The organism is Polynucleobacter wuianus (assembly GCF_001659725.1).
Classification (GTDB): Bacteria; Pseudomonadota; Gammaproteobacteria; order Burkholderiales; family Burkholderiaceae; genus Polynucleobacter; species Polynucleobacter wuianus.
On sequence record NZ_CP015922.1, the window covers coordinates 2135772 to 2150216 of the forward strand.

At 45.4% G+C, this 14445-nt stretch carries 13 protein-coding genes; 6 read left to right on the forward strand and 7 right to left on the reverse strand.

Annotated features, from left to right (window positions below):
• Nucleotides 1-22: 22 nt before the first annotated feature.
• Nucleotides 23-340, forward strand: a complete 318-nt coding sequence (locus A8O14_RS11005) for a DUF1840 domain-containing protein (RefSeq protein ID WP_068949552.1) — start codon at nt 23-25, stop codon at nt 338-340.
• Here A8O14_RS11005 and metH read toward each other — a convergent pair.
• Both metH and A8O14_RS11015 read right to left on the reverse strand, forming a co-directional pair.
• Nucleotides 337-3087: a methionine synthase gene (metH, locus tag A8O14_RS11010; protein ID WP_068949553.1), complete on the reverse strand. Its 2751-nt coding sequence runs from the start codon at nt 3085-3087 to the stop codon at nt 337-339. The genes A8O14_RS11005 and metH overlap by 4 nt on opposite strands.
• Nucleotides 3084-4148: a homocysteine S-methyltransferase family protein gene (locus A8O14_RS11015; protein ID WP_068949554.1), complete on the reverse strand. Its 1065-nt coding sequence runs from the start codon at nt 4146-4148 to the stop codon at nt 3084-3086. The genes metH and A8O14_RS11015 overlap by 4 nt, the downstream gene beginning before the upstream one ends.
• Before the next feature lie 74 nt (nt 4149-4222).
• On the opposite strand from A8O14_RS11015, the gene A8O14_RS11020 reads away from it, so the two are divergent.
• On the forward strand, nt 4223-4678 hold the full coding sequence (locus A8O14_RS11020) for a PhaM family polyhydroxyalkanoate granule multifunctional regulatory protein (protein ID WP_068949555.1): 456 nt from the start codon (nt 4223-4225) through the stop codon (nt 4676-4678).
• Here the strand turns inward: A8O14_RS11020 and A8O14_RS11025 are convergent.
• On the reverse strand, nt 4590-5675 hold the full coding sequence (locus A8O14_RS11025; protein ID WP_068949556.1) for an MBL fold metallo-hydrolase: 1086 nt from the start codon (nt 5673-5675) through the stop codon (nt 4590-4592). The genes A8O14_RS11020 and A8O14_RS11025 overlap by 89 nt on opposite strands.
• A gap of 50 nt (nt 5676-5725) precedes the next feature.
• Here A8O14_RS11025 and A8O14_RS11570 point away from each other — a divergent pair, with 50 nt between their 5' ends.
• Nucleotides 5726-5893, forward strand: coding sequence for a DUF1289 domain-containing protein (locus tag A8O14_RS11570; protein ID WP_228385138.1), 168 nt, complete (start codon nt 5726-5728; stop codon nt 5891-5893).
• A gap of 19 nt (nt 5894-5912) precedes the next feature.
• Here A8O14_RS11570 and acuI read toward each other — a convergent pair whose 3' ends face one another.
• The gene (gene acuI / locus A8O14_RS11030; RefSeq protein WP_068949557.1) at nt 5913-6896 is read right to left on the reverse strand and encodes an acrylyl-CoA reductase (NADPH); all 984 of its coding nucleotides are present in this window, start codon (nt 6894-6896) and stop codon (nt 5913-5915) included.
• 87 nt (nt 6897-6983) lie between these two features.
• On the opposite strand from acuI, the gene A8O14_RS11035 reads away from it, so the two are divergent.
• The 3 genes from A8O14_RS11035 to A8O14_RS11045 are packed head-to-tail and all read left to right on the forward strand — an operon-like array spanning nt 6984 to nt 8482.
• Nucleotides 6984-7280 carry a hypothetical protein gene (locus A8O14_RS11035; RefSeq protein WP_068949558.1) on the forward strand — a complete coding sequence of 99 codons (297 nt, stop codon included), beginning with the start codon at nt 6984-6986 and terminating at the stop codon, nt 7278-7280.
• Nucleotides 7281-7287: 7 nt separating this feature from the next.
• A complete protein-coding gene (locus A8O14_RS11040) occupies nt 7288-7788 on the forward strand; it encodes a flavin reductase family protein (RefSeq protein ID WP_068949559.1) in 501 nt (166 codons plus the stop codon).
• A gap of 28 nt (nt 7789-7816) precedes the next feature.
• Nucleotides 7817-8482: a glutathione S-transferase family protein gene (locus A8O14_RS11045; protein ID WP_082913177.1), complete on the forward strand. Its 666-nt coding sequence runs from the start codon at nt 7817-7819 to the stop codon at nt 8480-8482.
• 25 nt (nt 8483-8507) lie between these two features.
• Here A8O14_RS11045 and A8O14_RS11050 read toward each other — a convergent pair whose 3' ends face one another.
• The 3 genes from A8O14_RS11050 to A8O14_RS11060 all read right to left on the reverse strand — a co-directional run bounded on the left by A8O14_RS11050 (nt 8508) and on the right by A8O14_RS11060 (nt 14401).
• Nucleotides 8508-11543 (reverse strand): efflux RND transporter permease subunit, encoded by a 3036-nt coding sequence (locus A8O14_RS11050; RefSeq protein WP_068949560.1) that lies wholly within the window; start codon nt 11541-11543, stop codon nt 8508-8510.
• A gap of 7 nt (nt 11544-11550) precedes the next feature.
• Nucleotides 11551-12690, reverse strand: a complete 1140-nt coding sequence (locus tag A8O14_RS11055; RefSeq protein ID WP_068949832.1) for an efflux RND transporter periplasmic adaptor subunit — start codon at nt 12688-12690, stop codon at nt 11551-11553.
• 169 nt (nt 12691-12859) lie between these two features.
• Nucleotides 12860-14401 carry an efflux transporter outer membrane subunit gene (locus tag A8O14_RS11060; protein ID WP_068949561.1) on the reverse strand — a complete coding sequence of 514 codons (1542 nt, stop codon included), beginning with the start codon at nt 14399-14401 and terminating at the stop codon, nt 12860-12862.
• Nucleotides 14402-14445 lie beyond the last annotated feature (44 nt).

Genomic DNA, 14445 nt, shown 5'->3' on the forward strand with positions numbered 1-14445 from the left:
TATCAGGTGGTAAGCTATCGAAATGATCTACCAATTTCGCTCCAAAGCCGGTCCGGACGTCATCATGTTGGCGGATCTGACCAAGCGAATCTTTGATATTTTGGGGCGACCGCTTGAACCCAGGGGCATCCTTACAGAAGAGCAACTTCCTACCCTCATTACCGCATTAGAAACTGCCATCCTCCAAGATCTTGAAGAACGAGCAAAAGCAAAAAATGATGCGGATGAAGCCACTGAAAAACCTAAGTTAGCAGATCGCCTGGGGCAAAGAGCTTATCCTTTTTTAGAGCTGATGAAGCAGGCCAAAGCAAAAAATGAACCCGTTATGTGGGGCATTTAATCTACTAAGCTAGCTAATTGACGGCGAACATCCTCTGCTGACTGTCCACGGCGCTTAGCAAGATCCTCGACCTGATCATTGCTAATTTTCCCCACATTAAAGTACTGGGCATCTGGATGAGCCAAATAAAAACCGCTCACACTAGAAGCTGGGTTCATTGCCATTGATTCAGTCAAGGTCATACCAATATCTTCAGAGCCAATGACGCGCAGCAAATCTTGCTTTACTTCATGCGCAGGGCAGGCAGGGTAACCAGGCGCAGGACGAATACCGCGGTACTCTTCATTAATCATTTGATCGTTTGTCAAAATTTCATCCGTTGCGTAGCCCCATAAGTCGGTACGTACACGATGGTGCATCAACTCTGCAAATGCCTCGGCCAGGCGATCTGCCAATGCTTTCAACATAATTGCACTGTAGTCGTCATGCTTTGCCTGAAATTCAGCAACTTTCTTTTCCACACCATGACCTGTGGTCACAGCAAAACAACCAAGATAATCAGCAACAGTAGAATCTTTTGGCGCAACATAATCAGCCAAACAACGATTGGGTCTTTTGACGCCATCTACTATTGGACGCTCAGACTGTTGACGCAAGTTATGCCAAACAAACAAAGGATGTTGGCGAGCTTCATCGCTATATAAAACAATGTCATCGCCTACTGTATTGGCCGGATAAAAAGCTACCACAGCATCCGCTTGCAACCATTGGCCCTTAACCAACTTATCTAACATTACCTGCGCATCTGCATAGACCTTGCGAGCTTCAATACCAACAATCTCATCATCTAAGATCGCCGGAAATTTTCCTGCTAAATCCCAGGTCTGAAAGAATGGGGTCCAATCTATGTACTTCGCGATATCGCTAAGCGCAAAGTTCTTAAAGACCCGGCGGCCAATAAACTTTGGTTTCTCAGGTACATAGCTTGCCCAATCAATCATCTCGCGGTTCTTGCGAGCAGCCTCCAATGATATCGTTGGCGCAGCTTTTTTATTGGCATGTTGCTCCCGAATACGCACATAGTCATCGCGTAAATCTTGAATAAATTTCTTTGCGCTCTCATCTGATAACAAGCTAGATGCTACCGACACCGAACGGGAGGCATCTGGGACATAGACAACGGGCCCATCGTAATGCGGAGCAATCTTTACAGCCGTATGAACACGTGAAGTAGTGGCGCCACCAATCATTAAAGGGATTTGACGCTCGCGGAAATAATCATCACGCTGCATCTCTTGCGCAACATACGTCATCTCTTCTAATGACGGTGTAATTAAACCTGACAAACCAACGATGTCAGCATTTTCCTCCTTGGCACGCTTGAGGATTTCGGCACAAGGCACCATCACACCCATATTAGCAACTTCAAAGTTATTACATTGCAGCACTACAGTAACAATATTTTTTCCAATATCGTGCACATCACCTTTTACAGTGGCCATCACAATCTTGCCTTTGGCTTTTGCTTCGCCGCCAGCAGCTATATGTTGACGCTTTTCTTCTTCGATATAAGGAATCAGAATCGCAACAGCTTGCTTCATCACGCGCGCACTCTTAACCACCTGTGGCAAGAACATTTTGCCGGCGCCGAACAAATCACCAACAACATTCATGCCATCCATGAGGGGGCCCTCAATCACCTCAATTGGTCGCCCGCCCGCGCCCATAATCTCAGCGCGCAACTCCTCTGTATCTTCTTCAATGAAGGTTGTGATTCCATGTACTAAAGCATGCGTTAAGCGTCCGCGTACTGGCTCTTCACGCCATACCAAGTTTTCTACTTGCTTAGCGCCACCACCCTTGAATTGATCAGCTATGTCGAGCAAACGTTCAGTTGGTGTTTTTCCATCTCTTTCTTTAAAGCGATTAAGCACGACGTCTTCAACGCGCTCACGCAACTCAGAGTCTAAATCGGCGTATACGCCTAACTGACCAGCGTTAACAATGCCCATATCCATACCTGCTTGAATAGCGTGATAAAGGAACACGGTGTGAATCGCTTCGCGAACGCGATCATTGCCGCGGAAAGAGAAGCTCACATTGGAAACACCGCCGCTTACTTTCGCGCCAGGTAGGTTTTCTTTAATCCAACGTGTAGCATTAATAAAGTCTACAGCGTAGTTGTCATGCTCTTCAATGCCTGTCGCAATCGCAAAGATATTGGGATCAAAAATAATATCTTCGGCTGGAAAGCCAATTTCATTGACCAGGATGTCATAACAACGCTGGCAGATCTCTGTCTTGCGCTTAAAGGTATCGGCTTGACCCACTTCATCAAAAGCCATGACTACCGAAGCGGCACCATAGCGACGAATCAGGCGGGCTTGCTTACGGAAAGGCTCTTCACCCTCTTTTAAGGAAATCGAATTAACGATTGGTTTACCTTGTATGCATTTCAAACCAGCCTCAATCACACTCCATTTGGAGGAGTCGATCATGATGGGCACACGGGCAATATCAGGCTCAGAGGCAATCAGATTTAAGAAGCGCGTCATCGCTGCTTCAGAATCCAACATGGCCTCATCCATATTGATATCGATCACTTGGGCACCGTTTTCAACTTGCTGGCGTGCTACCGCAAGCGCCTCATCAAATTGATTATTTAAAATCATGCGAGAAAAAGCTTTGGATCCCGTTACGTTGGTACGCTCACCAATATTGACAAAGCCAACTGCTGAAGTAACGTTGAATGGCTCAAGACCAGAAAGCTTCATCGCAGACATCACTTTCTTATCTGTCTTACTCATACAGATTCCTCTGCATTTTCGCGATAGAAAGCACGGGGCTTACGTTTCGCAACAGCATTAGCAATTGCACGAATATGATCAGGTGTAGTGCCACAGCATCCGCCAACCAAATTGACTAGGCCATCTTTGGCAAACCCATCTACCAAACTAGATGTGATATCAGGAGTCTCATCAAAGCCGGTATCACTCATTGGATTTGGAAGCCCAGCATTCGGATAGCAGGATACTGCCGTGTCACAAATGCGTGAAAGCTCTGCAATATATGGACGCATCAATGCAGCACCAAGCGCACAGTTCAGGCCAAATGTAAGTGGCTTGATATGACGCAAGCTATTCCAGAATGCTTCAACTGTTTGACCAGACAAAATTCGACCCGAAGCATCGGTCACTGTTCCAGAAATCATGACTGGTAAACGCTCGCCTGTTTCTTCAAAAAACTCATCAAGCGCAAACAAAGCCGCCTTTGCATTGAGCGTGTCGAAAATGGTTTCAACCAGAAATAAATCAACACCACCTGCAAATAAGCCTTCGATCTGCTCACGGTAGGAAGTGCGCAAGGCATCAAAAGTCACATTGCGTGCACCCGGATCATTCACGTCAGGAGAAATGCTTGCGGTTTTTGGAGTGGGGCCAATAGCACCAGCAGCAAAACGAGGTTTATCTGGTGTACTGTATTTTTCACAAGCAGCGCGCGCAAGTCTTGCGGAAATTTCATTCATTTCACGAGCTAGACCTGCCATTTTGTAATCTTCTTGAGCTACTGAAGTCGCACCAAAAGTATTTGTTTCAATAATGTCTGCCCCAGCATCCAAATACTGCTCATGGATCTTGCTAATAATTTGGGGTTGAGTCAAAACCAAAAGCTCATTGTTACCCTTGATATCGCCGGGATGATCTGCAAAACGAGTATTACCTGGCAGACCACGGTAATCAGCTTCACTCAGCTTATATTGCTGAATCATGGTTCCCATTGCGCCATCCAATATCAGAATGCGCTGCTTTAGTAGGTCAGGAAGTGCTTGACCGCGGGTATAGGGTTGGGACAAACCATTAAATTGCATTGCTTAACCGTGATTAATCTCTAGAATCCCTTATTCTATTGGAAAAGCCACTTTTCATTTACCCCGGAGCCCTTATGTTTGGAACGATTCCAGAATTTAATCAAAGTCTTGAAATGTTTAAAACCATGTGGGGACAAGGTGCAGCAGGTCAGGCTGGGCAATTTCCCTTTACCACCGATGCCTCTAAGGCTGCCAGCGGCTTCGGTTCCGCCTTTCCTGGCATGGATATCGAAGAGCTTGAGAAACGTATTAAAGACCTCAAAAGCGTCGAAAACTGGCTCAACCTGAACTTGAATATTTTGAAATCAACCATTCAGGGTCTTGAAGTACAACACGCCACGATGATGGCTCTCAAGTCTTTTGGTGATGCGGTATCAGCAGCAGGTGCTGCAGCTACAGCACCCAAAGAAGAATCTAGTAGCCAGACCAGCAGCGTTAAAGCTAAACCGCGAAAAACCGCAAAACGCCGTCCTCGCAAAGCTGGCGATCCAACTTACCTCGACGAAGTAGGTAATTCAGATGAGCAATAGCCTCACCCATAGCAAAAGTAAGTTGGTGAATATCTAGTTCCCGCTTAAATAAAACCGGCACTATCTCACGCGCAGTTACCGGTTTTTTACAGGCGCCAAGCGTCTCAGCTAAGCGCTCATCATGATGTGCATTAAGTTGTGCGATCCGCGGTTTCATTCCGGTAAATGGTTTGCCATGTGAAGGCAACACCAGAGTCTCATCTGGCAAGGGCAAATATTTTTCAAGCGACTGCAAATACAAGCCTAATGGATCTGCGTCTGGATCAGCATCATAAACACTGACATTGGTTGAGATGCGAGGCAACAACATATCTCCAGATATCAGAACGCCGAGTTCTTTACAAAAAAGTGATGCATGCTCTGGAGCGTGACCATAACCCATGATGACTTGCCAAGCATGACCGCCAATCAAAATGGATTCACCGTCAAGGATGCGACGATATTGACGCGGTACGCCAGGAACCATATTGCTGTAGTAATTTGAGCGCGCCCGAATTTTTTCTAAATCTTCTGGGGCAGTTAAACCATGCTTCTGAAAATGATCTGCTGAGCCACCGCCACCAGCGCGCGCACCAATCGCAGCACCACCTTCTTTGCAGCTTAACCACTGCGCCGTTAAATAGTCAGTCATCGAAATCCACATCGGGACGTTCCACTTCTCACACAGCCATTGAGACAAGCCAACATGATCCGGATGCATATGGGTGACAATCACACGCAAGACTGGCAAGCCTTCAAGTTGGCTGGCAAAAATCTGTTCCCATGAGGCCCTGGTTTCATCATTGGCAATGCCACAATCCACAATGGTCCAGCCAGAGATACCGTCGATTTCATCTCGCAAAAGCCACAGGTTAATATGGTCCAAAGCAAATGGTAGACGCATCCTGAGCCAACGAACTCCTGGCGCCACTTCAATTGTCTCGCCCAACTGCGGAAGCTGCTCACCTAAGGGATAATGAATAGCGCTTTCAGCGTTAGCTTGTTTTTGAGTACTCATGTTTTGTTTTTTCGTTCTCTTTTATTACGTCTAGGCTTACTTTGACTACAGTGCCATCGCCTTGTATCAACTGGTGCGACATCAATCCTGAAAATGGTTTTTGTCGGGGTTGCTATCGTACGCTTACTGAAATCGCTAATTGGTCAGAGCTCTCAAATGCAGAGAAACTTAAGGTTTGGTCACAACTTACCATCCGCAAACCTCAAGCACCTCAATAATTCAAACACCTTGTTTAAATTATTTATTAACGTCCACAATCAAACGTCCCCGAACATTACCCGCCATTAACTCTTTCGCATACTTTAGTGATTCTTCTAGAGTGATTTCATGCGACATTTCATCAAGGGTTTTTAGGTCAACCAATTCGCTCAGTTGCTTATAAGCAGCAATCCGTTTTTCTCTAGGCACAGTAACGCTATTTACACCATACAAAGTCACACCGCGCAAAATAAATGGTGCAACACTAGATGGGAAGTCCATCCCCTGGGCAAGGCCACAAGCAGCTACCGCACCATTACTCTTAGTTTGAGCACAGGCATTTGCTAATGTATGGCTGCCAACGCTATCTAATACTGCAGCCCAACGTTCTTTTGCCAAGGGCTTGCCTGGTTCAGACAAAGTAGCGCGATCAATGATTTCGGAAGCGCCTAATTTTTTTAAATATTCTGCCTCAGCCATTCTTCCTGTGCTGGCCACTACCGTGAAGCCTAGCTTGCTCAGCAAGTGAACGGCAAAACTACCCACACCACCTGCAGCACCAGTTACCAAAACTTCGCCATCGCTTGGTTTGAGCCCGTGTTTTTGCAAAGCCATCACGCATAGCATGGCGGTATAGCCTGCAGTACCAATTGCTAGAGCTTGTTTGGCCGAAAAACCTTTAGGCAATGGAATAAGCCAATCAGCCCTTACGCGCGCTTGCTGCGCCAATCCACCCCAATGTCCCTCACCAACCCCCCAGCCGTTCAATAGCACCATGTCACCAGCTTTAAAGTCGGCATTAGAGCTTTCAATTACCTCGCCGGCAAAATCAATGCCTGGAACCATAGGAAAGCTCCGCACCACCGGGCTCTTACCAGTGATGGCCAGTCCATCCTTGTAATTTAGGGTTGAATACAGAACCTTGACCCGAACATCACCCTCAGGGAGACTGGTCTCATCCGCCTGACCTAGCTCGGCGCGATAACCCTGGTCATCCTTATTAATCAATATTGCTTTAAACATGTCTCTTCCTTTTCAAACGAGGTAATTCCCCGCAGCTTTTACGTAATAGGTTTATCCTAACGAGCATTGCTGATTATGGAGGCTTCCATGAAAAAAATTCTACTATTAACCGCGATTTCTGGCTCACTGCTCTCTGGATGCTATTCCACTGAAATAAACATGTCTATGGGCAATATGCGCTTAATTACCTCAAGCGCCAATCCACAAGACGTCATGAACTTTGCAACCAAAGCCTGTAAAAACGATTTCTATGAAGGCGCTAGCTTTTTATCCAAAGCAGGCAAAGAATATCGCTTTAAGTGTGTAAAAGCCGAGGAAAACGAAGTATTAATTCCAATTCCAGGAACTACGATCGAACCCACCGCCAAAGCAGAAACGAAGTAAGTAGCTGATGACTCCGTTTAACTCACAAGATCTTCGCAAAGGATTCGCCTCTTTTGCGACCGGGGTCACAGTAATCACTTGTATTGATGAGGGTCTAAATCCTCACGGCATCACGATTAGCTCCTTTAATACAGTTTCTTTAGAGCCCCCGCTTATCTTGTGGAGCCTCAAGAAACACTCACGCTTGATGCCTTGGGTTGAAGTTGGAAAAAAACATCTCATTCATGTGTTAGAGCGCTCTCAAGAAGATTTAGCGATGCATTTTGCTACGGTCAAGGTAGATCAGTTTGCTAGCATCGATCACAAACTTGCTGCCAGTGGTTTAACCCAAATTGATCATTGTGTCGCTTACTACGAATGTGAAACGGTGTCTGTTCATCTCGGCGGAGATCACAACATCATTGTTGCTAAAGTGATCAATCTGAAAAATCACCCAGAAAAAGAGCCGCTGATATTTGCGCGCAGCAAATTTGTTGGACTCGATTTCTCAGAAATAAAATTCAGCTAACACGAACTAATATTTGTAAGGAAATACCATGTTGCGTTTATGGGGTCGAAAAAGTTCCATCAATGTTCAAAAAGTATTGTGGTGTCTTGCTGAACTGGGATTAAAAGAAGGTGTCGATTTTGAACGTGTTGATGCAGGACTTCAGTTTGGCATTGTTCGCTCTCCCGAATTTTTAAAGCTGAACCCCAACGGCCTTGTGCCAACACTCGAAGATCGCGATCTTGTGCTCTGGGAATCAAACACCATCATGCGTTACTTAGCCTCGCAATACGATAAAAATAAACGCTTTCCAGTTGATATAAAAACCCAGTATGGCTCAGAAAAATGGATGGATTGGCAGGTTGGCACCCTCTGGCCAGTTCTGCGCCCCGCGTTTCTAGGTCTTACTCGTGTTCTAGAAGCAGAGCGCAATTACGGCAGTATTGAAAAAGCGTATCAGGACACAAATCAATTATTTGCCTTGCTTGATCAAACCCTAGAATCCCAAGCCTACTGCTCCGGCAAGCAATTCCATATAGGCGATGTTGTTCTAGCTTTATGTGCACACCGCTGGATTTTACTCAACGAGAGTTTTCCAAAAGAAACTGGTGCGCGGGCAAATCTCAAAAATATTCATCGTTGGCTAAAACAGCTTGAGTCCGAAACGCTCTTTCAAGAGTTTGCAGAGAAAGAACTCAATATCATCAGCAAGTGAGATTGGGCGCTCTCAATTCGAATCTTTACTCTTGGGTAAATTTCTTTTGATGGTGATCTGCGCCTATAAATAGATACATGGCGGGCACTACGAATAAAGTAAACAAGGTGCCAATCGATAATCCGGTGAAGATCACAATGCCCATTGATTGACGGCCTGCAGCTCCAGCACCTGAAGCAATCACTAAAGGCAGAACACCCAAAACCATTGCTGCTGTAGTCATCAAAATAGGTCTCAAACGTTCACTAGCCGCCTCAATAATCGCATCAAGCTTGCTACGACCGCCTTCTTGAAGTGCGTTAGCAAACTCAACGATCAAAATACCGTGCTTACTAATTAACCCCATCAAAGTAACAAGACCAACTTGCGTATACACGTTCAAGGTTGTAAAGCCAAGGTTAATAAAGATGAGTGCGCCAAAGAGCGCTAGTGGAACAGATACCAAAATTACAATTGGATCGCGGAAGCTTTCGAACTGTGCGGCAAGCACTAAGAACACTATCAAAATAGCAAAGAACATGGTGACTAAGAAACCACCCGACTCGGCCATGAACTGACGTGATGGTCCTGCGTAATCTAGGCTATAACCGCTCGGTGCAACCTCTTTCAAGGTCTGGCGCATGTACTCCAATAGATCAGCCTGCGAAATAAATGGTGTGCTCACCCCGGATATCGTCGCAGAATTAAGCTGCTGAAAGTGATTAATTGATTCAGGAACCACTTTTTGTTTAATGCTTGCAACGGTACGAGCCTGAATCATATTCCCGCTTGGAGTCCGAATGTAGTAATCCAAAATCTGCTCGGGATTTAAGCGATCAATTTGTTTAACCTGCGGAATGACTTTGTATGAACGCCCTGCAACTGAGAAGTAATTAACATAACCACCACCTAAAGCAGCAGATAGGGCTGCACCAACTTGTTGTTGGGTCATTCCAAGAGCAGCAACTTTCTCACGATCAATCACCAAAACATCTTGAGGTTTATCGATTTTTAAATCCGAATCCACAAAGAAAAAGTTTCCGCTACGGCGCGCTTTATCTAATACTGCTTGCGATACTTCATTTAACTGTTCGTAAGATTCTGTAGTGTTAATGACAACCTGGACTGGTAAACCTTGCGCACCGGGTAAGGCAGGAAACTGGAAAGCAGCTACCCGAGCGCCAGCAATCGTATTCCACTTTTGCTGCATATCTTCTTGGAACTTAGTTGCATTTCGGCTGCGCTCACTCCAATCCTTTAGCAAAATACCGCCAAAGCTAGATGTTGGACTCGTTATTTGAAATGCCTGCTCGTATTCTGGCTCGGCAGCAGCAATCGCATAAATTTGATCTGCATAGGTTTGCATTTGATTCACCGTACTATTAGGTGGACCAGATGCCTGCATCAGGACAATTCCTTGATCTTCTGTAGGGGCAAGTTCTGCACGAGATGTTGCATATAAATATGCAACTCCTCCCAACAAAATGACGCCCATCATAATAATGACCTGCCAAGTACTCAAAAGGTCACGCAGAGTAGTTTGATAGCTGTAATGCACCTTGTCAAAAATTTGATCAATCTTTTGCACAAAAGGAGACGCCTCTTGCTCTTCTGTGAAAATCCGTGAGCACATCATTGGTGAAAGCGTTAATGCAATTAATCCCGATACTGCGACTGCACTGGCTAAAGTAAATGCAAACTCGGTGAATAGCGCACCAGTCAAACCACCCTGAAAGCCAATCGGAATATATACGGCGATCAAAACAACTGTCATCGCCAAAATCGGACTACCCAATTCGCGAGCAGCAATCAAAGATGCCTCTAAAGGAGACTTTCCCTCTTTCATATGTCTATCAACGTTTTCAACAACGATGATGGCATCGTCTACCACCAATCCAATAGCTAGCACTAGAGCAAGCAGGGTTAGCAAGTTGATAGAGTAGCCTAGTATTTGCATTAAAAAGAAAGTGCCAATCAAGGACAACGGCATTGCAATTACTGGTACAGCCACTGCACGGACACTACCTAAGAAGAGATAGATCACTACCGTCACAATGATCAAAGCCTCAAGTAAGGTTGAAACGACTTCATCAATTGAGCTAGTTATAAATTCTGTTGAGTCGTAAACAATCTTGCCATTCATACCGATTGGCAATTGTTTTTGAATATCCGGTACCGCATCCCTTACACGTTGAGCAACATCAAGTAGATTGGCCTGAGGAGCAACCTTAATGCCGATGAATACGGATTGCTTGCCACTAAAAGCAACGTTAGTGTTGTAGTCTTCAGAACCCAAAGAGACACTGGCAACTTGGTCTAGATAAACAATATTAATGCCATCTTTTTTGACAACCAGTTTGCGAAACTCTTCTAAAGTGTGCAGATCAGTGCCCGCAACCAAATCTACGGAGACCATATCTCCTTTGGTGCTACCTACTGCTGACAAGTAGTTATTAGCAGACATCGCGCTGTATACGTCATCTGCGCCAACACCTAAACCCGCCATCTTTTCGCGATCAAGCCAAGCACGTAAGGCAAACTTTCTGCCTCCGATAATCTCGGCATTCTGGACACCCTCCACTGAGTCGAGCTTTGGCTTCACTACACGCAATAAATAATCAGTGATTGCATTATTGGGTAGTTGATCGCTATAAAACCCCATATACATTGCAGCTGTTGACTGACCAACCTGAACAGTCAACACTGGCTGCTGCGCTTGCGGAGGCAATTGATTTTTAACTGCGCTAATTTGCGTTTGAATCTGCGTTAGTGCCGCATTAGAGTCATAGTTCAACTTTAAAGTTGCGATGATTGTTGAGACACCACTTACGCTTGTTGAGGAAAGATAATCAATTCCTTGTGCTTGAGCAACAGACGCTTCTAGTGGCTGCGTAATAAAGCCCGCAATCGTCTCAGGATCGGCGCCGTAGTAGGCAGTAGTGATTGTGACAATCGCGTTTTGTGTTTGTGGATATTGATTAACTGGCAATGAACCAATTGCCTTTAATCCAAAAACCAAGACAAGCGCACTAACTACCAGCGATAGCACCGGCCTGCGAATAAATATGTCAGTCCAATTCATCTGCTGCTTATTCCTGCGGCTTAGGATCGGGTGAATTTGCTGGTTGCACCTTATTGTTGATGATTAATGGCGTGCCATTCTTCAGCTTCAATTGACCGCTAGTAACAACTGTGTCGCCCTCATTAATTCCTTTGAGAATCGCCACTTGATCACCGCGAGTACTACCAGTTGTAACGAATACTTGCTGTGCTTCGAGGGCTGGTTTACCTTGTTTATCCTTCTTGCCCGTATCTTTCGCAATAAAGATGGTTGAGCCATATGGGTTATAGGTAACTGCTGTTTGGGGCAAAGTTAGCAATTTCACTTGATCGCCTAACTTGATATTCACATTTGCAAACATGCCAGGCAATATCTTCTTATCTGGATTGGCAATTTGTGCCTCAATTTGAATATTACGAGTATTGGTATCGACCTTCGGGCTTACAGCAGTGATCTTGCCCGAAAAGCTAGCGTCTTTAAATGCGTCTGTTGTCACTTCAACATCTTGACCAACCTGAATCTGTTCAGCATTACCTTGTGGCAAATTAAAGTCCACAAAAATAGGATCTAAAGTTTGCAAAGTTAGCAATTTATCACCTGGATTCACAAACTGACCGGGGTTAATTGAGACAATACCAACGCGACCACTAAATGGCGCCTTCAGATTTTTCTTAGCAACTAATGCAGTTTGCGCTTCGACCTGAGCTTGTTTGGACTTTGCGTCAGCCTTACTAGTATCAAATACATTCTTACTGATTGCCTGAATAGCGAGCTGTTGTTTATCACGCTCATTAATAACCTTAGCAAGATCAGCCATCGCCTTGAGAGAATTAAGCTGAGCAACATCGGAAGCATCATTTAATTTAATGAGTAATTCCCCCTCTTTTACATCTTGCCCAGACTTCACGGGAACAGTTTGCACTAAGCCACCGATCTCAGTACTCAGATCTACGCCTCTAAATGCACGAACATTACCTACACTTGTTAATTTAGGCTGCCATTCTGAAGTAGCCACCACCATCGTAGAAACAGTAGCTGGTGGCAATCCCATTCCCGAGATGAAATGCTTGATCATGAAAGTCTTAAATTGATTAAAAGCAAAAATCAACCCGAGCAATAAAAACACGCCGCACAACATGATAGTCATACGTCGCTGAAGCGGTTCCATTGCCATTAGCTTGGCATGCGCTTTAGTTCCGCGCCATTTAGCACTCATGCGCGCATAAAATGCCTTGGTCTTTTCCCAAGCTGCGATGCCCTTTTCGCGCAATTTCCACTGCTCAGCCTTTAACTTCATCCATGCCCACAGGGCAAGAACGGCAGCGATGAGCTGGCTCTTAATTGTTTCCAGAAGTTTCATTTTGATCTTTGTTCGCTATGGCTTTTGGTTTAAAAGCGGGGCCTTCTCGGTTCCACCAGCCGCCGCCTAATGCTGCAAATAATGCAGCTGTATCAGAGAATCTGGTCGCCTGTGCCGCAACAGATTTTACTTTTGCTTGTTGATACTGATTTTGGTAATAAAGAACCGCTAAATAACTGGCTGTGCCTAGTTTGTATTGTTGTTGCACAAGATCTAAAGTTTCATAAGCATAGCGCTCAGCATCTGATGCAGCCTTCAGTGCCTGAGCACCCGTCTCAAGGGCGCGTAAGGCATTAGCCACCTCTTGAAATGCATTTAATACGGTTGCCTGATATTGAAAAGCGGCTAACTCATAGTTAGCAATTGCGCCACGACGCTGCGCCAATAGCTGCCCACCTTGGAATAAGGGTTGCAAAATGCCGCCACCGATGGACCACAATGCAGAATTGGGACCAAATAATGCAGCCGAAGTAAGAGCAGCAGACCCAATAGAGCCAGTGATATTGAACTGCGGCAATAAGTTTGCTGTAGCAACACCCACAAAAGCATTCTGTGCTTTTAACTGTGCCTCTGCAGCACGAACATCAGGGCGCTGACGAACCAAACTTGAGGGAACCGAGAGAGGTAATTTGGCTGGTAGCTGTAACTTACTCAAATCAAACTTAGTAATATCGGCATTGCTCGGTAACTCACCCACTAATACCGCTAGCTGGTTACGCGCAAAAGCTAAATTTCTTTCGTAATTGAATAAATCTACTTGTGAACTAGAAACTAGTGTGCGCTGTGAGGTAACGTCAACTTTTGATACGGTACCAATCACCAACTGCTTTTCGGTAACTTCAGCAAGATTAGTTTGAGCCTTCAAAATTTCTTCTGTTGCTTGCATTTGTGCTCGTAAGGCAGCTTCCCTTACCGCACTAGTGACGACATTGGCGGTCAGGGAAAGATAGGCACTCTCTAATTGAAACTGAGCTACCTCGGCCTGAGCGCGCGCACCCTCAACTGCCCGACGCGCTCCACCAAAAACATCAAGCTTGTAGGTGACATTTACAGACGTATTGTAAAGATTGTATATATCTGAACCGTACGGCAGACCATAAATTGCAGCCGGCTGAAGCTGTCTTGAGGCTGCACCACCGACGCTCACAGCTGGGAAATATTGCCCACCAACTTGCGCGTTTACGTTCTCTTGAGCGGCACGCAAAGCTGCATCAGCAGCGCCTAGATTCGGGTTCTGCTCGAGCGCTTTTTTAATTAATGCATCGAGCTCCGGAGACTTATACAGCTCCCACCACTGCGCCTCAATATCGGCACCCTCAATAAACTCTTGATCAGTGCCACCAGGAACACCAGGAGCGGTAACCAGTTTTTTAGATAATGGTCCCTCGGTATAAGAAGAGGTTTTAGGCGCATCTGGTTGCTTAAAATCTGGGCCCACTGCACATGCAGATAACACGCCCATACAAATGAGCGCAAGCATATGCAAGCTTGAGAAGGGGGGCACTTTGGAGCGAAACATGAATTTCAGCAAATATCCTCTTTTACAAGGGTTATTTGAACACA